Raw genomic sequence first — 18,716 nt, forward strand, 5'->3', positions numbered from 1 at the left:
AGTCTGTGGATCGCCTATGGACGAAGTCATTTATTTCGATGACGGTCGGAATGTTTTTTCTATTTACAGGTTTTTATATGCTGTACCCAACGTTGCCACTGTTTATTAAGCAGATAGGTGGGAACGAATCACATGTCGGACTTGCCATGGGTACATTTATGCTGTCTGCTGTTATTCTTCGTCCAATTATTGGCGGGATGTTGGACCGTTTCGGTCGCCGTTTTTTTATCATTGGGGGCCTGCTTTTCTTCGCTGTGGCCATGTATATGTATGAATGGACATCTGGAATTATCGTATTGATAGTACTTAGAATTTTGCATGGGATGAGCTGGGGAGTGTCGACAACGTCGATGCATACAGCGATTACAGATTTGATTCCGAAAACCCGTCGCGGAGAAGGGTTGGGGTGGTCAGGAATGGCCATGACACTAGCTATGGCAATCGGCCCAATGTTGGGTATATGGGTTTCGGAAAAGCTATCCTATCATACTCTGTTTACCTTTGGCGCTGGCCTCACGATCGCAGCATTACTACTAACGTTTGGGGCAAAAATGCCTTTTAATCCACAGCCCGGCCCAAAGCGAATTGAAATTTTTGAAAAATCAGTTTTGCCAATCACAGCATCGGTCTTTTTCCTATTTTTCGCTTATGGCAGTATTACCACCTTTGTACCACTATTCGCTGAATCAATTAAAGTCAATTCTGGCACATTTTTTCTAGTCTATGCGCTCACACTGCTACTAGTCCGTCCTATTGCCGGAAAGCTTTCGGACCGGTACGGTGAAGCATTTATCATTGTACCCGCGCTTGCAGTTACTATATTGGCTTTAATAGCCTTAGGCTTTTCAACTGGTTTGTTTGGCGTGATTGTTTCTGCGGTTCTATTCGGGATTGGATTTGGTTCAGCACAGCCTGCACTTCAAGCGGCGACAATCAGTCTTGTTCGCCCGGAAAGGATAGGGGTGGCGAATGCCTCTTTTTCAACTGCTACCGATCTTGGAATTGGGCTTGGAGCAATAATACTAGGGTGGGTCTCTCAACATTCTAGTTATCAGATGTTATTCACAGTTAGCGCCGTGGCGGTCACTTTTTCCTTACTGCTGTTTTCTTTCTTTGTAATCCGTCTGTTGAAAAAAAATAGAATACAAGTTAGCGAATCAAGTTAAACATACTTTCTTTAAATCTAAAAAAATTTAAGTATATGAAAGTGAGGAATTTTAAATGGAATATGTAAAACTGGGGAATACGGGATTAGATGTATCACGGATTTGTCTTGGAACGATGGGATTTGGAGATGTAAATACTGGTTTTCATCCATGGGTTCTTGATGAGGAGAACAGTCGCCCTGTTATAAAAAAGGCCCTTGATTTAGGGATTAACTTTTTTGACACAGCAAATGTGTATTCAAATGGAACGAGTGAAGAATACTTAGGTCGAGCTCTAAAGGATTATGCGAAACGTGATGAAATTGTTCTTGCGACGAAGGTTCGTTTCCGTATGCATGATGGTCCGAATGGAGAAGGACTTTCTCGGAAGGCGATTATGAGTGAAATCGATAAAAGTCTTAAAAGACTTGGTACGGATTACGTAGATTTGTACCAAATTCATCGCTGGGATTACAACACGCCAATAGAAGAAACAATGGAAGCATTGCACGATTTAGTAAAAGCCGGGAAGGTAAGGTATATTGGCGCTTCTGCCATGTACGCTTGGCAGTTCCTAAAGGCGTTGCATGTAGCAGAGAAAAACGGTTGGACTCGATTTGTTTCGATGCAGAATCACTATAATCTCATGTACCGTGAAGAGGAGAGAGAGATGATGCCTCTCTGTAAGGAGGAAAAAATCGCTGTTATTCCATACAGCCCACTCGCTTCCGGAAGATTGACACGTGATGTGAAGAATACGACCCAGCGTTCTGAAACGGATCGAGCTCAAAAAGCTAAATACGATGCGACTGCTGAACACGACCGATTAATCATAGAACGTGTTGCAGAACTTTCGGAAAAACGTGGAGTTCCTCGCGTTCAAATCGCACTTGCCTGGTTGCTACAAAAAGAACCAGTGACAGCTCCGATTGTCGGTGCTACAAAAATCTCTCATCTTGAAGATGCTGTTGCGGCTCTTTCAGTTAAACTAACAGCTGAAGAAATGGCGTTCCTTGAAGAGCCTTACGTTCCGCATCCGATCAGTGGATTTAATTGATTGTGTAAGTTAGAAAAATGCAGAGATACCTTTTTAAAAATAGGTATTTCTGCTTTTCACTTAAATCTAAGTTCTTCTAAGGAGGACATAAGTTGTATATACGGTTAAGAAATCTGTTTTCAATCAAAGGGTATAGCGTATTAGTTATTTGTATGCTGTTCATTGGTATTGGTATTTCTATTACATCGCCATACATTCCTTTATTTTTAACAGAAGATTTTGGAATGAGTGCTGGAGCCTTTGGTATTTTCATGGCAATCAGTTCACTGAGCGGGGTGGTTGTGAACTCACTTATTGCAAAACATTCGGATAGCGGGATAGACCGAAAATGGATTATCATTTTTGCCGCTCTCTCAGCTACCTTAGGGTATGCTTCGTATCTTATATTCAATAACTTTTTTATTCTACTGATTGTCGTCACCCTTTTTAACGGATTAGCTGCACCGGTCATGCCGCAAATCTACGCATACGCACATGAATCAGCAAATACGAGTAAATCCGATGACAAGACTTTTGCGATGTCTACATTACGTTCTCTTATTTCTCTTGGATTTCTGATAGGACCATTATGTGGAACACTAATGCTAGGACTCGCAGGGTACAAAGGAATCTTTCTTGGAACATCCATCCTTTATCTTACAGTTGCATCTCTTGTATTCCTGTTTTTGAATAAACGTAAAGCGGCTAAAAGCAATGCCAAAAAGAAAATAAGCTCGGGTATCTCCTGGGTCAAAAACAGGGAGATTAGACTGCCGCTTATCGCCTTTTTATTCTTATTTGCTATCAATACGATTCATTTGATCATTACACCGTTATTTATTGTGAATGAACTGCATGGGACGTATAGGGATGTCGGATTGATCGTTAGTATATGTGCTGGTTTGGAAATTCCGATTATGCTTGGACTCGGTGCACTAGGAAAAAAGATATCAAATCATACATTAATGATTTATGGCTGCGTTATTTTAGTAATCTATTACACCATTTTGAGTGTAGCGACGCAACCTTGGCAGTTAATCCCAGCACAGCTTCTTCAGGCAACTTTTGTAGCAATTGTCATGGGCAACGGACTAAGCTATTTTACGGAACGATTGCCTAATTCACCAGGACTTGCTACAACAATTTATTCTAACGGGTCCACGATAGGAAGGTTAGTGGGGAGTCTTGGCGGAGGATTCATTGCTCAAATAGTAGGTTTTCGCCAGGTGTATTGGGTATGTCTCGGGCTAGCGATTCTCTCATTCATTATATTTTGGAAAACAAGACTTCAAGAAGATAAAGATATACATACTGAATACTCTCGACCTGTATAGTCTACAAAAAAGATAGCCAAGAAAAAGGCTATCTTTTTTCCTGTCATACAAGTTCTAGATTTACCCAAATTATAATATTTATCGACGTTCAAAAGGATGAAAATCTAATATGAATACATATTTTCCTAATTACAATTTTATATACGATGTATTACAAAGTATTTCTTGTTAGCAAACGTACCATTAATTAAGGAAGGAACTGTTTTGTAGGAACCATGAATTTAGGCAAATGAACATGTATATAAATATTATTTTTCATTTTGGAAATCCTACTCATGATAAATGGGGTAAATTGGAGGTTCCTAAATGGTGAGTAATCATAATAAAACTGGGTTAACATCAGCAGAAATGGGAAAGCTTTGGGCAACCTATGTAGGAAATACAATGGGAAAGTGCGTTCTCAGTTATTACCTTAAACATATAAATGACCGAGATATTAAAAAGGTTTTAAATGATGCAATGAGCCTATGTGAAGGATGGATAAACAATATAAAACCGATTTTTAAAAATGATAATTTTCCTTTACCAGTTGGTTTTACTAAGGATGATGTGAATTTAGACGTTCCAAGATTATTTCATGATGAATTTTATCTCCATTATTTGCAATATTTGGGTAAGGCTGGAATGAGTATTTATTCTGTGGCTGTTCCATTGGTAACAAGAGCAGATATAAGAAATTTATATATAAAAGGCCTTAATGATACTTCCAAATTGTTGGCGGAGGTCAATGATATTCTAATGGCAAAAGGGCACTTAGCAAATTCACCTCTTATACCACCCCCAAAAGGCACTGATTTTATTGATAAGCAAAATTTTTTATATGGTTTTGTAGGAGAAAAAAGACCGCTCCATGGTTTAGAAATAGCTCATCTTTATGGAAACATCAATAATGATGTTACGAGTAAAGCATTGATTATCGGTTTTAGCCAAGGTGCGAAACATGAAAAGGTGAGGAAGTATTTAGAGCGCGGAAAAAATATTAATCATAAGCATATAGATATGCTTTCGAAAAAACTGTCAGAAGATCATTTACCTTCGCCAACTCTTTTAGATCATTTAGTTACTACATCTACTATGCCGCCATTTTCAGATAAACTTATGGTCTTTCATAAAATTGACATGTTTTCAATGAAAATAAGAGAATATGCTAATGGTGCTTCACTTAACGGAAGAAAAGATTTAGGTACTTTATACGCTCGCTGCTTAGTAGATGTTTCAATGTATGTAGAGGATGGTGCCAATATTATGATTGATCATAATTGGCTAGAAAAGCCGCCAGAGGCGCCAGATCGAAACCATTTAGCTAAGGAGAAATAGGCTACCAATGCAATCTTCGTAATAACAAAAAATGACGTTCTAACATTTACCCTCTACTGGTGGAAAATGGCAGAGGGTTTTTTCGTTATTATTTTGACATGAAACCAAAAGGTGTTATATTATTTAAAGTGAAACCAAAAGGTGTTATATTTTTAAGGCTAAAGGAGAATAACCATGGAAAGCAATAATAAAGTAAAAGATATAAAGCAAACAGTTATCATCGAGGCACCGATTCAAAAGGTATGGGAAACGGTATCGACATCTGAGGGTATTGCAGAATGGTTCATGCCGAATGATTTTGAACCGAAAGTAGGTTATGAATTTCATTTGCAATCACCATATGGGCCTTCTCCGTGTAAAGTTCTAGAAATAGAGGAGCCTTATCGAATTTCATTTTCATGGGATACTGATGGATGGTTCGTTACGTTTACGCTAAAAGATTTAGGCGATAAAACAGAATTTACAGTTATACACGGTGGATGGAAGGATGCAGACTCGATTGTTCCAAAAGCAGGAGAGAAAGCTTCTATTATCCGTGATAGGATGAATCAAGGTTGGGCTGGCATCAGTGAGAAACTTCGGAAGGTTGTGGAGGGCTAAGTGTCTTCACCTGTAAAAAAATACGATGTTTTTCAATCGATTGCTGATCCAACCCGCAGAAAAATGCTTCAATTGCTTGCACAAAAAGAAATGCCTATTTCAACAATAACTTCGCATTTTTCGATGAGCCGAACCGCGATTGCAAAGCATCTTCATATTCTTTCAGAAGCTAAATTAGTTAGTGGGCGGAAGGTAGGGCGAGAAAAAATATATTCATTGCAACCTGAACCCTTTGATGAAATAAAACAGTGGCTCTCTTATTATGATCAATTTTGGAGTAATAAATTGTCAATGCTTAAACATACGGTTGAAAAGGAAAAAGATGAATAAAGTCTGGAACGTGCATGAAAATCAATCCATGCACGTTTCTAATTATTTCTCTAATCAATCTCCGCAATTAAATGCTCGTCACGATACTGTTTGGGAGTAACCCCGCTATACTTTTTAAACACTTTCGAAAAGTGGCTTTGATCATAAAAATTCAGCATCGCATATATATCCGTAATGGAATAGTTCGTTAACGATAGCAACTTCTGAGCTTCCTCTATCTTAGTTCGAAGGATATATTCATTTAATGTAACTCCTACTTCTTTTTTAAATAATTGTGATACATAACTTGGATTCATTTTGATAAGCTGTGAAAGCTGCGCTAGTGAGATATCTTCATATAAATGCTTTTGAATATATTTTAGGGAAAAAAGGATTGGTTTTGAGTAATTTCGTCCTTTATATTTTGCAACTCGCTCAGTAAAATCAAAAATAGCATCGTTTCTTATGTGTAAAATATCATTTATTTCATGTAACTCTTCTAGCATCTGAATATACATATCACTAACTGTATAAGCCTCTTCTGATGGCACTCCTCCTTCAAGAGCAGCCCTCGTTGCAAGTGTGACCGCGGCTATGACTAGATTTTTTTCACTGCGAATCATGCTTTTCATAGAAAGGGTCCCAAACCGTCCATTCTGCGGCTGGACTGAGGTAGTTTGCTGCAACCCTTCAATATTTCCATCTTTAATTAATTGCAATAATCTTTTTTCGTATAAATAAGAGTAATGGAAGGACAGTTCCTGTTTTGTTTTCGATATCAACATATCAGGGTTTTCAATCGAACGCGTAGCCTCAACGTTTTCTATATCAAGCTTTTGATTGTTAACGAAATAATAAAGAAGGGAGCCGAGATGCTTCAATCTTTCTTTATTCATAACACGAACAGAATGAAAGTAATCAATCAGCTCCCCTTTTTTATTAAATGGGATATAAAAGTCATTCATAATCCCGTTGACCATTTCAATAGATATAGGCTAGTCGATTGTCGGTCCTAAAAGAATCACGCCAGCTTCAATTTTCAGTAAAAAATAATCCTCTGCAAGGGGAGATGAGGTTATAATAGAAAACTCCTTTTTAGTCGAAAAAATCCCCAAATGACTTATTGGTTCTTCATATAGTGGGTGTGCTTTTATATTAGTAAATTGCCAGAGAGTGTCTGAATCTTTATTAATAAAATAAGTAGGAACCCCAACCGCTTCAAAAAGAAGCTTGCAAAAATATTCGATTTCCGCTAGCTTTTTCATTTCGCTCATCCTTAATGAAACCGCTTAATTTTTATAAAAATTATACCTAAAATATAAGAATAATACAATAAAGTGGTTGGCTTTTGAAATAGAGTCGTAAGTAAATAGATAGAATAGGAGGCATTATTTATGGTTAGAGATATTGAAAAGCTCGTTTCAGAAATGACGTTGGAAGAAAAAGCTGGATTGTGTTCAGGACAAGATTTTTGGAAGACGAAAGCAATTGAACGGTTAGGAATTCCATCAATTATGATGACAGATGGTCCGCACGGTTTAAGAAAGCAAAAGTCATCTTCAAACGTAGATAATTTAGGGATTTTTAATAGTGTTCCATCTACATGCTTTCCTTCTGCTGTTGGCCTTGCCAGTACTTGGGATAGGGATTTAATTCATGAAGTCGGCATTGCTTTAGGGAAAGAATGTCAAGCTGAGGATGTTGCTATTTTGCTAGGACCTGGTGTAAACATTAAAAGGTCTCCTCTATGTGGAAGGAATTTTGAATATTTTTCCGAAGATCCGTACTTAACATCAGAACTTGCTTCCAGTCATGTTGAAGGCGTTCAAAGCCAAGGCGTTGGGACTTCCTTGAAACACTTTGCCGCAAATAACCAAGAACATCGCCGAATGACGTCCAATTCCATTGTAGACGAAAGAACACTTCGCGAAATTTATCTTGCCAGCTTTGAAAATGTCGTAAAAAAATCACAGCCATGGACCCTAATGTGCTCCTACAATAAAGTGAACGGCGTTTATGCTTCCGAAAACAAACGACTACTCACTGAGATTTTAAAAGAAGAGTGGGGTCATGAAGGCTTTGTCGTTTCTGATTGGGGTGCTGTAAATGAAAGGGAAGCTGGGGTTGAGGCAGGACTAGAGCTTGAAATGCCATCTTCAGGTGGAGTTGGAGATAGAAGAATTGTAGAAGCAGTGAAAGATGGACGATTGTCAGAGGAAGCGCTGGATAAAGCTGTTGAACGTTATTTAACGGTCCTTTTCAAAGCTATAGACAATAAAAAAGCAAATGCTTCTTATAATCCAGAAGAACACCATCTATTGGCAAGAAAGGTAGCTGGTGAATCTGTTGTTCTTTTAAAAAATGAAGCTGGAACTCTTCCACTTAAAAAAGAAGGATCTATTGCAGTCATTGGTGCATTTGCGAAAAAACCTCGTTTCCAAGGTGGGGGAAGCTCCCACGTAACGCCGACAAAGTTAGATGAACCTTTAGAAGAAATTCAAAAATCGGCACCTCAAGCTAGAGTGATTTTTGCAGAAGGTTATAATCTTGGTTCAGCAGAAGTGGATGAAGTATTAATCAGTGAAGCGAAAACTGTCGTAAGCAATTCCGATGTTGCTGTTTTATTTGTTGGGCTTCCTGACAGCTTCGAATCAGAAGGGTATGACAGAACACATTTGAGCATCCCTCAGAATCATCAAAAACTGATTGAAGCAATCGCTGAAATTCAAAAGAATGTCGTGGTTATATTAAGCAATGGTTCTCCAATTGAAATGCCTTGGCTTGATCGTGTTGGCGCTGTTCTTGAAGGTTATTTAGGGGGGCAAGCTTTTGGTGGTGGAATTGCAGATGTTTTATTTGGAGAAGTGAACCCTTCAGGGAAATTAGCAGAAACATTTCCTATGGAATTAAGCCATAATCCATCTTATTTAAATTTCCCGGGTGAAGGGGATACAGTTGAATATAAGGAAGGCATTTTCGTCGGCTATCGTTATTATAACAAGAAAAAAATAAAGCCACTGTTTCCATTCGGTTTTGGGCTTAGTTATACTTCATTCGACTATACGGATGTAACTGTAAGCTCCGATAAAATACAAGATACTGAAACAGTTGATGTTCAAGTTACAGTGAAGAATACTGGGACAGTAGCAGGAAAAGAAATTGTCCAAGTATATGTGCGTGATAAAGGTGACAAAGTGATCCGCCCCGAAAAAGAATTAAAAGGTTTTGCAAAGGTGGAGCTTCAACCTGGCGAAGAAAAATCGGTCACTATTACATTGGATAAGCGTTCATTTGCTTATTATGATGTGGACTTAAAAGATTGGCATGTACAAAGTGGGGAGTTTGAAATTATAGTAGGTGGATCTTCAGATCGTATTTCCCATGTAAAAACAGTCCATGTTGAATCCAGTAAGGTTATCAGGAAAAGAGCTCATCGCAATACGACATTGGGTGAACTAATGGATGATCCTGCAACAGCGGCGATTGTCCAACAAATCATGGCAGGAATGGCAGAACAAGGTGGTATGGCCAATGCTATGCAAGAAGAACCGAATGATATGATGCTTGCGATGATGAAATACGTACCGTTACGCGCGCTAGTTAATTTTAGTGGCGGAGGATTTTCAGAAGAAATGATGGAAGGATTACTCGCACAAATTAACATGGCTCAACAACCATGAAATGAATGGAAAAAACAATTATCTTAAAGTAAAATAATAGATAGACAAGTATAGGGGGTTCTTCTACAAAAGAGCTCCCTTATTTAACACTAATCTTTGTGAATAAGCGAGCAAGCATATGAGTATCTTTTTGTTCTTCAATTCTATTTAAATCTTTATGTGAAAATGTGAACAAACTACCATTTGTGGAAAGGATGAATGAAATTGGCGACCACGGAAATGAATGCACTTGAAACGTTAAGTAAAAAAGCACAAGCATCAGCACGATTGGTTCAAAATCGTCCACTTGAATATATGGTTAGGGCGATGCTTGCGGGAATTTATCTTGGGTTTGCGACCATTTTTTGCTTGAAAACAGTTAATGGCATGTACATGAACGGGGATCCAATGGCAGGTTTTGTCGCAGCTTTACTTTTCGGTGTAGCTCTTGTCATGATCGTTTATGGAGGGGCAGAGCTCTTTACTGGAAATACAATGTATTTTGCAATCTCCACATTAAGTGGCTTTACATCAGTGAAAAAGATGATTCGTGTTTGGATGCTCTGTTTTATTGGCAATACATTAGGGGGATTATTTTTTGCCTTATTAATGGCACCTACAGGAATTATTCAGGAACTCGGAATGGATAATTGGTTATTTGCACTCGTAGAAGGGAAGATGAACCATACAACTATTGAAATTTTCTTTCGGGCGATTTTATGTAATTGGCTCGTATGTATGGCGATTTTTTTACCAAAAACATTGAAGAATGAACTTGCCCAAATCTTTACTTTAATGTTGCTCGTAGCTGTATTTTTCGTTTCAAGCTTTGAACACGTCATTGCCAACTTAGTTTCATTTTCGCTCGTCCTTATCATTCCACATCCTGAAACGATAACAATTAGTAAAGCCATTCATAATGTAATTCCCGCTACATTCGGAAATATCATTGGTGGTGCTTTGTTTATGGGTGCACTTTACACATGGTTAAATCTCAAAAAGAGAACGGACGCAAAGGTTACAAGATTAAGGACGAAAACACCTATATAATAAAATGAATATGGTAAATGCATGAAGTTTAATAAAAATCTTTTACATTCATTAAAAATACGACTATACTTTTTGTATTGAATTAAAACCGTAAGCATCTAATCAGCCGTAACAAGCAAATATTCTGTGTCCGTTTGACTTTTTAACGCTGGTTTTTTGACTTTAAGAGGCTAGGTCCTGAAGCTAGATAAGAAATTAGGTGGTACGATGTTCGAACTTCTTTTTCAAGATTCATATACAGAATGGGTAGTTCCATTAACCCTTGCCATTACATGGCTTCTCAGCTGGCAAATACTTTTATTGTCCCATCCTGTTCAAGCAAATAGGAAAGGGAAAATAGATTCTGCTTTTCATTTTAAGCATTTTTCGATTCCGGTTCCTCCAAAAGAGTGTCTCGTTTTCAATGTAACACGGTTCATAAAAACAGTTAAAAGGAAAGAAGCTCCAGATGATCCGGAAGGGCCACATCTTCTATTTTCATAGACAAATTAATAAATAGAAGGGTGAAATCATTGAAGAAAAACACAGCATTATTTTCAATCATTGTCTTTGCATCCATGTTCCTTGGAGGATGTTCGGGTGTTCAAAACCAAACAGGATTCTTTTACAATACATTCGTTCGTCCATTTGCATTTTTAATACATGAAATTGGATCTTTCCTTGGTGGTAATTTTGGTTTGGCCATCATTATTATTACGTTGCTCATTCGCTTGGTACTTATGCCTTTTATGTTAAAAACCTATAAGAATCAGCAATTAATGAAAATCAATATGGAAAAAATGAAGCCTGAAATGGAAGAAATCCAAAAGAAGACGAAAGAAGCGAAAACGCCTGAAGAAAAACAAAAAGCTCAACAGGAAATGATGGCCTTGTATCAAAAGCACAACATTAACCCATTGAATATGGGATGTCTTCCAATGCTGATACAAATGCCGATATTAATGGGGCTTTATTACGCCATTCGTGGATCGGAAGAAATAGCGACTCATACGTTTTTATGGTTTGATTTGGGACAAAGAGATATTCCACTGATGTTGATCGCTGGATTGGTATATTTTATTCAATCCCAAGTTTCCATGGCAACTGTTCCAGAAGCGCAGAAAAAGCAAATGCAAATGTTTTCCTTCCTTTCTCCGGTCATGATCATGTTCATATCATTTTCCGCCCCTGCAGCGTTACCTTTATATTGGGTAGTGGGTGGAACGTTCTTAATCATTCAGACATGGATTGGGCATAAATATTATAGACAGCATCCCGAAAAAGCAAAAGAATAGTTAGATATGGATAGCCTTCATTATGGGGGCTATTCTTTTTTGTCCAATTTTGAAACATTTCTTCATGTTGATTCGTCTAGTAACGAAGAGAGAAATATAAAATTAGGGATATAGGGGGAAAAAGAGTGAAAAAGAAATATTGGTTTTGGATTTTGTCAATCATTGTAGTATTGGCAATTGGCATTACAATTTTTTTGAGCATGAATAAAGGGCCAAAAATGGCAGATAACCCTATTAGTGAGACACCGATTACGGTGCAAAAAGCAAAGGAAGAAGAATTAATAGAGACCATTCTTGTTACAGGTAAAATAGTTCCTGAAGATGAACAAAAGATTTTTTTAGAGCCTGAAAAAGGAGAAATAAGTGAGTATAAAGTTGAGGAAAATCAAACAGTAAAGGCAGGAGATCCTTTATTCATATATGATTCTTCAAAACTAAAAACACAGTTTAATAGAGCAGTTCGTGAAAGAGATTTAATTCAAGGTAGGGCAAAAACTGAACAAAACCAAATAGCGGAAATGAATAAAAAGATTGCGAATACGAAAAAGAAAGTCGGTGTACCTCAGAAGGTTAAGTCAGCTGACCCAGAGGCAGAGGATGAAACAATCATTCCGGTAACGCAAGATGATGTAAACCATCTCATGAATGAAAAGATACAATTGGAAATCCAATATGAAGGCACAAAAGCCGAGATTGAAGGGGCACAGGAACAAATCAATGAACTTGATGCGCAAATTAAAGCAATGACGGTGACAAGTAAAATTGATGGAATCGTTGTGAAGGTCAATAAAAATACTGTAAAAAGTGAAACTGGGGCAAATGAGCCAGTCATACATATAACTTCTAGCGAACCATTTAAAGTTATTGGAACAATGAGTGAATTTGATGCCGTAAAAATTCAAAAAGATCAAGCAGTAGTTGTTCGACCAAAGGTTTATAAGGACAGAGAGTGGAGAGGTGTAGTCGAATCTGTTTCCCAATTTCCGAATGATGAAGGGGGAGGCGAAGACTTTGGTGGAGGCATGGGTGGAGGAAATGTTACGATGTATCCTTTCAAAGTAGCCATAACAGATAATACATCAGAACTACGCCAAGGCTTCCATGTTTCTTTAGAAGTAAAAATTAGCGGTGAAGGAAAATCACTTGTCGTTCCTCATATGGCAATCGTTGATGAAGACGGAATGTCGGTCATTTATGTTTTAAAAGACGGGAAATTAGAAAGACGTGAAATCCAAACTGGTAAAATGAACGACGAATTTATCGAGGTTACAAATGGTATCAGCTTAGGCGAACTAGTCGTCACTATGCCTTTTGAAGGCATGCATGATGGAATGGAAGTGGTCTCCTATGATGAAGTTAAGTGAGATTACAAAGGTATATGGGAATGGCGTGTTACAAGTCCCTGTTTTACATGATATTAATTTAACCATCGAGGATGGCGAATTTGTTTCCATTATGGGGCCATCAGGGTCCGGCAAATCGACATTAATGAATATTATCGGATTTCTCGACTACCCAACATCCGGTACCTTTGAATTAAAAGGGGAAAAAATTGGACTTGTAAAAGAGAAGAAGCTTGCTCGATTAAGAAATGAGCATATTGGATTTGTTTTTCAACAATTCTTTTTGCTGCCAAGGTTGAATGCGCTAAAAAATGTTGAATCACCTCTCATATATGCAGGGATATCAAAGCGTGAGCGATCGGAAAGAGCGAAACAAATGCTCGAAAAGGTTGGATTAGAGGATCGAATGAAACATTTGCCAAACCAGTTATCTGGAGGTCAAAAGCAGCGTGTTGCAATCGCTAGAGCCCTAGTGAATCATCCCTCTATCATACTAGCAGATGAACCAACAGGAGCTCTTGATTCTAAAACAAGTGAACAAATCATGCAGTTGTTAGTTCAGTTAAACAAAGAAGGAAAAACTGTTATTATTGTCACCCATGAAGAAGAAGTGGCAGCCTATACCAATAGAATCATTACGTTGAAGGATGGAAGAATTACAGATGACCGGAGGAAGAAATCATGAGTATATGGGAAAGCTTTAAAATCGCCCTCTCTTCCATTTGGAACCATAAGATTCGGTCGGTATTGACGATGCTTGGAATCATCATTGGTGTGGCAGCTGTCATTACGATTGTTGCCATTGGTCAAGGCGCACAAACTCAATTGACAGACGAACTATTCAGTACAGATAAAAATGCCATCGAGCTTTTTTACGAACAAAACCCAACTGAAGATGGTTCAGAAATGATTTGGATGGAACCTGAACTAACCCATGAAGACGTAGAGACTCTTGCAAAGGTTCCCGGAGTAAAAGCAGTTCTCGCGACAAACCAAGGCTGGGGAGCACTCGCCTATAATGACAAGCAGGGTGAAATGGAAATAACCGGAGTGGGGGCAGAATACTTCGCCGCAAGAAATATTAAAATCCTTGAAGGTCGTCCGATTAATGTTCGGGATAATGATGGCATGAACCGCATTATTATGATTGATACAGTGGCTAGGAAAAAATTCTTTAAAGAAAACGAAAAGGTTATTGGAGAAATTGTCGACTTAAACGATAATCCTTATAAAATCGTAGGTGTATATGAATCACCTACACCAGAGCAATTCCGCCACTCTGAATTTGGTGAAATGCTGATGCCCCGGGCCTTAATATCGTTAATGTTCGGGAATAGAGAAATTGAAAGATTAGCAATTATTGCGAGCAATCCAGATAAAATTTCAGAAACAGGACGCCTCGCTGCTGATACTCTTACTAAAAGCAAAAAGCTCGAAGATGGAAAGTATAATATATTTGATTACTCACAATTCGAAGGCGAATTTAATCAGTTTATTTTAATCATTACTTTATTTATAGGAAGTGTTGCAGGGATTTCTCTTTTAGTCGGAGGCATAGGTGTTATGAATATTATGCTTGTTTCCGTTACTGAAAGAACGAGAGAGATCGGGCTTCGCAAGGCTTTGGGGGCGACTAGAGGAAAAATTTTACTCCAGTTTTTGATAGAATCCGTTACGTTGACCTCCTTGGGTGGTTTAATTGGACTCGGACTAGCCATTTTAGGAACATTGGTAATTTCGCATTTCTCTCCTATTACAGCAACCATCAGTCCGCTAGTTGTTGTTATTGGAATTAGTTTTTCAGCGTTTATTGGGATAGTTTTCGGAATTCTTCCAGCCAATAAAGCCTCAAAGCTAAGCCCGATTGATGCTTTGCGATATGAATAAAAATAAAGCTTATTATAATTACTTTCGATTTTACGTGGCAGGATTTTTAGTGAAAAAAGCAGAATGTATCAAGTAAAATTTAAATGAGGAGAATTAATGATGGCAAAACAATTTTGGATTAATCTCCCGGTAAAAGATGTCGTTAAGTCAAAAGAGTTTTTCACAAAGCTCGGATTCACTTGCAGAATAATGCAAGGGGACTTTGCAGAATTACTCATCGGTGAACATAACGTTCAAGTAATGCTATTTCCTGAAAATACTTTCTCCAATTTTACTAACAATGAAATCCTAGACACGAAGAATGCGACCGAGGTATTGTTTTCCATTGATGCCGAAAGCAGAGAAGAAGTAGATGAAATGGCAAGGAAGGCTGAAGAAGCCGGCGGAACTATTTTTGGAAAACCCGGAGAAAGTCAAGGCTGGATGTATGCGTGTGGTTTCGCTGATTTGGATGGGCATCGTTGGAATGTGTTATTTATGGATATGGACAAAATGTCTAAAGCATAGAAAGCTGAGATTTATAAGCAAGCATATAAAGGGGTATAAATGAACTTTGAAAAGATCAGGCGGTGTTGGCCCGATCTTTTCTATAATCTTCTGAGGGTATTGGAACAGACAGCATGTAATTTTCGCTTTTCAGTTCGGTTGCGGAATGAATTGGGACAGATTTCATGAATATTACGTTTTTCAGTCTCGATTGGGAGTGAATCAGGACAGACCGCATGAATATTACGTTTTTCAGTCTCGATTGGGTGTGAATGGGGACAGACCGCAAGAATATTTCGTTTTTCAGTCTCGATTGGGTGTGAATTGGGACGTACCACATTAATATTTCACTTTTCGGTCCCAATCGAGAGTGAATCAGTACATACCGCTAGTCTTTTTTGCTTTTCGATCTCAATCGAGCCTAAAACGGGAAGGAACCCGAGAATTTACTCAAATTCCGTCCAGATACTCCCTAAATCGTATTAGAAAACATAAATTTGGCGATACATACTCCCTCAATTCTGAAACACCCGATTCTGTCCAAATCTATTTTCGATACGAAACCTTCGCTGAATCACGATTGATATCCTCAATAAGTAATAGCAAAGACTATCAATTTTCCTTATTTAAAATGATAGTAACGGTCATCCTTCCCAAGTATTTGCCCTCTTTTCAAAACATCCCGCGATGCCAAGGACTCTAAAAACATACAAATGGGTTCATAGATTTTGGGTTTTCCAGTTAAATATCTTTCCGTACTAGCATAACCATGCTTGATTAATAGTTCACATATGATTCTTGTGCTGGATACGCCGCTTTCCAAAAATTCTAGAGCTTTATCCTTACTAAATGACTCTGGATCCACCCGAAAAGTATCTTCGAAAATATAATCTTCAATATCAAAAGATGTAAAAGATGGTGTAGGAGATTGGCTCTTTGAATATTCGAACGTTCGTTGCTCCCGTACTTGTTCCATATGTTCCCGAATAAGTTTTTTAAGTTTTTCAATATGTTTATCTAGTAAGGGGAGGTCAATATCTAAGTATGACTGAAATTCTTCTGGTATTTCAAAATCATCGGCTAAAAAGGGAATTTCCTCCCTCAGTTTCCAATTGTTTTTAAATTTTAATAAGAGTTCATCCATTTCATAGTCGATAACGTTAAAACCTTTTCGGATTTCACTGATAATTTCGGGTAAAAAACCGGTATGTTCTTTAAAATGTTCAATCCCAAATCTTCGAATTTCATTCGTCACTTTATGCCTCACGATATATTGATAACGCAAGGGCCTTCCACACTCACACGGAGTCTCCGGATTAGTAAAGCCATTATCAATATAGTCTTCTAAAATCCATTCGTCCAACAGCATTTCGGCTTCATCCAAATCTGCATGTTCCGGGATGACCATTCCTTTATCAGTAGCCATTACATTTGCAAAAGCCGTTTTTTTACCTCTTTTTACGTGATGTTGAATAAATTCTTTCTGTTCAGGGGTAAGGGAGTCAAAGATTAAATCCTTTTCGCTTCTAGATAAAACAATTTTCATTTCCACTCCTCCTTAGAACAAAAAATATGTATGAAAAAAACGAGGCCTTAACCTCGTTCATCAATGCTAAACAAATTATTAATTGAAACTTTGTTGATAACTTCTAGGAAATAGTTCCGTCTAGCTCCAGCGCCTAGCAACTATCAAACTTTCGGTTTTCTTCCTACGATAAGTCAACATCGGCTCGCCTATTGTCTAGCTGCAGGCTCCAGCCCCTCGAGGTCAAATAACCTGAGGGAATAAAGTCAAAGAGCGACTTTTTTGCCTCAGAACATTTGCTTGTCGGGGCTGATCGGGCGCCTTCCGCTTTTCGTGCCTCACCGTGTTTCCTTTATCTCGTCAGAACCCTAAAAATTTTGTACGTTGCAGAACAGGCGCCTACGCTTTTATACTTATAGTCACATTTTATCATATCAAAAGATGGAATAACGTGCTGTCTTTATTCACTTCTGTAAAAGGAAACCCTTTTTGCTCCATACGCTCGATGAGACCTTCGTAATCTTCTTTTCGTTTCAATTCAATTCCGACAAGTCCTGGGCCACTTTCTTTATTGTTTTTCTTCGTATATTCAAACGTAGTGATATCGTCATCCGGACCGAGTACACCGTCTAGGAATTCACGCAATGCTCCTGCACGTTGTGGGAAGTTGATGATGAAGTAATAAAGCAATCCTTCATAAATCAAAGATTTTTCCTTGATTTCCTGCATTCTTCCGATATCATTATTTCCCCCACTGATTACACAAATAACTGATTTTCCTTTGATTTCCTCTTTGTAAAAATCAAGTGCTGCAATTGGTAGGGCACCTGCAGGTTCAGCAATAATCGCATGTTCATTATATAGATCTAGGATGGTCGTACACACTTTTCCTTCTGGAACAGGGATGATGTCATCCACATATTTTTTGCAAATTTCATATGTTTTTTGACCTACACATTTCACTGCGGCTCCATCAACAAACTTGTCGATAGATTCGAGTGGAGTTACTTGGTTATTTTCCAAAGCAGTCTTCATACTGGCTGCTCCTTCTGGCTCAACTCCGATGATACGGGTATGAGGAGAAAGATTTTTGATATATGCGCTTAAACCAGCAACAAGTCCGCCTCCGCCAATGCTTCCAAATACAAAATCAACGGGCTCTTCTATATCATTCATGATCTCAACAGCTACTGTTCCTTGCCCAGCAATAATATCGAGATCGTCAAATGGATGAATGAAGATTTTACCTTCTTTTTGGGCATATTCATTCGCACTTTCGGATGAATCATCAAACGTATCACCTACGAGGACGATTTCCACATAGTTACGGCCGAACATTCTTACTTGATCAATTTTTTGCTTAGGTGTTGTTTGTGGCATGAAAATTTTTCCGGAAATCCCTAGTTGAGAGCATGCATAGGCAACCCCTTGAGCATGATTTCCCGCACTGGCACAAACAATTCCTTTTTCACGTGCTTCGTTTTCAATCGATTTAATTTTATAATAAGCACCACGTAATTTAAACGATCGTACGTGCTGCAAATCTTCTCTTTTCACGTAAACATGACAGTCATATTTTTCAGATAAACGCTCGTTTTTTTGCAAAGGCGTATGTGCTACCACATCTTTTAAGCGCTGATATGCAATGAGAATATCTTCCACATGTACTGTCTTCGATTTTTCTTTTGTCTGATTCATCGCGCTAAACCCACTTCCTTCGCCAAATTTGAATATTTTTATATTATAGCATG

Annotated in this window: 18 protein-coding genes; 14 read left to right on the top strand and 4 right to left on the bottom strand. The window is 38.1% G+C overall.

From position 1 onward, the window contains the following. The first annotated feature begins 5 nt into the window (after positions 1 to 5). The 6 genes from KHA97_RS18400 (at position 6) to KHA97_RS18425 (ending at position 5,762) form a co-directional block, all read left to right on the top strand. The gene (locus KHA97_RS18400; protein WP_213126221.1) at positions 6 to 1,166 is read left to right on the top strand and encodes an MFS transporter; all 1,161 of its coding nucleotides are present in this window, start codon (positions 6 to 8) and stop codon (positions 1,164 to 1,166) included. A gap of 55 nt (positions 1,167 to 1,221) precedes the next feature. Beyond that, complete coding sequence (locus KHA97_RS18405) at positions 1,222 to 2,202, top strand: aldo/keto reductase (protein ID WP_213126222.1); 981 nt, start codon at positions 1,222 to 1,224, stop codon at positions 2,200 to 2,202. A gap of 92 nt (positions 2,203 to 2,294) precedes the next feature. Beyond that, positions 2,295 to 3,515, top strand: coding sequence for a sugar efflux transporter (locus tag KHA97_RS18410; RefSeq protein ID WP_213126223.1), 1,221 nt, complete (start codon positions 2,295 to 2,297; stop codon positions 3,513 to 3,515). 306 nt (positions 3,516 to 3,821) lie between these two features. After that, the gene (locus tag KHA97_RS18415) at positions 3,822 to 4,832 is read left to right on the top strand and encodes a DUF3231 family protein (RefSeq protein ID WP_213126224.1); all 1,011 of its coding nucleotides are present in this window, start codon (positions 3,822 to 3,824) and stop codon (positions 4,830 to 4,832) included. 174 nt (positions 4,833 to 5,006) lie between these two features. After that, a complete protein-coding gene (locus tag KHA97_RS18420) occupies positions 5,007 to 5,432 on the top strand; it encodes an SRPBCC family protein (RefSeq protein WP_213126225.1) in 426 nt (141 codons plus the stop codon). After that, a complete protein-coding gene (locus KHA97_RS18425; protein ID WP_213126226.1) occupies positions 5,433 to 5,762 on the top strand; it encodes an ArsR/SmtB family transcription factor in 330 nt (109 codons plus the stop codon). 50 nt (positions 5,763 to 5,812) lie between these two features. Here KHA97_RS18425 and KHA97_RS18430 read toward each other — a convergent pair whose 3' ends face one another. Together KHA97_RS18430 and KHA97_RS18435 are read right to left on the bottom strand one after the other, a co-directional pair. After that, positions 5,813 to 6,706 carry a helix-turn-helix domain-containing protein gene (locus KHA97_RS18430; RefSeq protein WP_213126227.1) on the bottom strand — a complete coding sequence of 298 codons (894 nt, stop codon included), beginning with the start codon at positions 6,704 to 6,706 and terminating at the stop codon, positions 5,813 to 5,815. 30 nt (positions 6,707 to 6,736) lie between these two features. Then, complete coding sequence (locus KHA97_RS18435; protein ID WP_213126228.1) at positions 6,737 to 7,006, bottom strand: hypothetical protein; 270 nt, start codon at positions 7,004 to 7,006, stop codon at positions 6,737 to 6,739. A gap of 129 nt (positions 7,007 to 7,135) precedes the next feature. Between KHA97_RS18435 and KHA97_RS18440 the strand changes: the two genes are divergently transcribed. The 8 genes from KHA97_RS18440 (at position 7,136) to KHA97_RS18475 (ending at position 15,461) form a co-directional block, all read left to right on the top strand. Next, positions 7,136 to 9,421, top strand: coding sequence for a beta-glucosidase family protein (locus KHA97_RS18440; protein WP_213126229.1), 2,286 nt, complete (start codon positions 7,136 to 7,138; stop codon positions 9,419 to 9,421). 204 nt (positions 9,422 to 9,625) lie between these two features. Further along, the gene (locus tag KHA97_RS18445; protein ID WP_233713622.1) at positions 9,626 to 10,450 is read left to right on the top strand and encodes a formate/nitrite transporter family protein; all 825 of its coding nucleotides are present in this window, start codon (positions 9,626 to 9,628) and stop codon (positions 10,448 to 10,450) included. A 207-nt stretch (positions 10,451 to 10,657) separates the two neighbouring features. Next, on the top strand, positions 10,658 to 10,933 hold the full coding sequence (locus KHA97_RS18450; protein ID WP_213126230.1) for a hypothetical protein: 276 nt from the start codon (positions 10,658 to 10,660) through the stop codon (positions 10,931 to 10,933). Between the two features lie 29 nt (positions 10,934 to 10,962). Continuing rightward, complete coding sequence (yidC, locus tag KHA97_RS18455; RefSeq protein WP_407658048.1) at positions 10,963 to 11,724, top strand: membrane protein insertase YidC; 762 nt, start codon at positions 10,963 to 10,965, stop codon at positions 11,722 to 11,724. Between the two features lie 125 nt (positions 11,725 to 11,849). Then, positions 11,850 to 13,088 carry an efflux RND transporter periplasmic adaptor subunit gene (locus KHA97_RS18460; RefSeq protein ID WP_213126231.1) on the top strand — a complete coding sequence of 413 codons (1,239 nt, stop codon included), beginning with the start codon at positions 11,850 to 11,852 and terminating at the stop codon, positions 13,086 to 13,088. After that, complete coding sequence (locus KHA97_RS18465) at positions 13,072 to 13,752, top strand: ABC transporter ATP-binding protein (protein WP_213126232.1); 681 nt, start codon at positions 13,072 to 13,074, stop codon at positions 13,750 to 13,752. The genes KHA97_RS18460 and KHA97_RS18465 overlap by 17 nt, the downstream gene beginning before the upstream one ends. Further along, positions 13,749 to 14,954 carry an ABC transporter permease gene (locus KHA97_RS18470; RefSeq protein WP_213126233.1) on the top strand — a complete coding sequence of 402 codons (1,206 nt, stop codon included), beginning with the start codon at positions 13,749 to 13,751 and terminating at the stop codon, positions 14,952 to 14,954. Before KHA97_RS18465 ends, KHA97_RS18470 begins: the two co-directional genes overlap by 4 nt. A gap of 99 nt (positions 14,955 to 15,053) precedes the next feature. After that, positions 15,054 to 15,461: a VOC family protein gene (locus tag KHA97_RS18475; protein ID WP_213126234.1), complete on the top strand. Its 408-nt coding sequence runs from the start codon at positions 15,054 to 15,056 to the stop codon at positions 15,459 to 15,461. Between the two features lie 601 nt (positions 15,462 to 16,062). On the opposite strand, the gene KHA97_RS18480 is transcribed toward KHA97_RS18475, so the two are convergent. Both KHA97_RS18480 and ilvA read right to left on the bottom strand, forming a co-directional pair. Continuing rightward, positions 16,063 to 16,986, bottom strand: coding sequence for a DUF3895 domain-containing protein (locus KHA97_RS18480; RefSeq protein WP_213126235.1), 924 nt, complete (start codon positions 16,984 to 16,986; stop codon positions 16,063 to 16,065). Between the two features lie 408 nt (positions 16,987 to 17,394). Then, positions 17,395 to 18,663, bottom strand: coding sequence for a threonine ammonia-lyase IlvA (gene ilvA, locus KHA97_RS18485; protein WP_213126236.1), 1,269 nt, complete (start codon positions 18,661 to 18,663; stop codon positions 17,395 to 17,397). Positions 18,664 to 18,716 lie beyond the last annotated feature (53 nt).

The organism is Lederbergia citri, from assembly GCF_018343625.1.
GTDB lineage: Bacteria > Bacillota > Bacilli > Bacillales > Bacillaceae_C > Lederbergia > Lederbergia citri.

Excerpts from the sequence above, each read along its gene's own strand:
- KHA97_RS18405 (WP_213126222.1), top strand. The coding sequence starts at position 1,222 with ATGGAATATGTAAAACTGGGGAATACGGGATTAGATGTATCACGGATT.
- KHA97_RS18415 (WP_213126224.1), top strand. The coding sequence starts at position 3,822 with ATGGTGAGTAATCATAATAAAACTGGGTTAACATCAGCAGAAATGGGA.
- KHA97_RS18420 (WP_213126225.1), top strand. The coding sequence starts at position 5,007 with ATGGAAAGCAATAATAAAGTAAAAGATATAAAGCAAACAGTTATCATC.
- KHA97_RS18430 (WP_213126227.1), bottom strand. The coding sequence starts at position 6,706 with ATGAATGACTTTTATATCCCATTTAATAAAAAAGGGGAGCTGATTGAT.
- KHA97_RS18435 (WP_213126228.1), bottom strand. The coding sequence starts at position 7,006 with ATGAAAAAGCTAGCGGAAATCGAATATTTTTGCAAGCTTCTTTTTGAA.
- KHA97_RS18440 (WP_213126229.1), top strand. The coding sequence starts at position 7,136 with ATGGTTAGAGATATTGAAAAGCTCGTTTCAGAAATGACGTTGGAAGAA.
- KHA97_RS18450 (WP_213126230.1), top strand. The coding sequence starts at position 10,658 with ATGTTCGAACTTCTTTTTCAAGATTCATATACAGAATGGGTAGTTCCA.
- KHA97_RS18465 (WP_213126232.1), top strand. The coding sequence starts at position 13,072 with ATGATGAAGTTAAGTGAGATTACAAAGGTATATGGGAATGGCGTGTTA.
- KHA97_RS18470 (WP_213126233.1), top strand. The coding sequence starts at position 13,749 with ATGAGTATATGGGAAAGCTTTAAAATCGCCCTCTCTTCCATTTGGAAC.
- KHA97_RS18475 (WP_213126234.1), top strand. The coding sequence starts at position 15,054 with ATGGCAAAACAATTTTGGATTAATCTCCCGGTAAAAGATGTCGTTAAG.
- KHA97_RS18480 (WP_213126235.1), bottom strand. The coding sequence starts at position 16,986 with ATGAAAATTGTTTTATCTAGAAGCGAAAAGGATTTAATCTTTGACTCC.
- ilvA (WP_213126236.1), bottom strand. The coding sequence starts at position 18,663 with ATGAATCAGACAAAAGAAAAATCGAAGACAGTACATGTGGAAGATATT.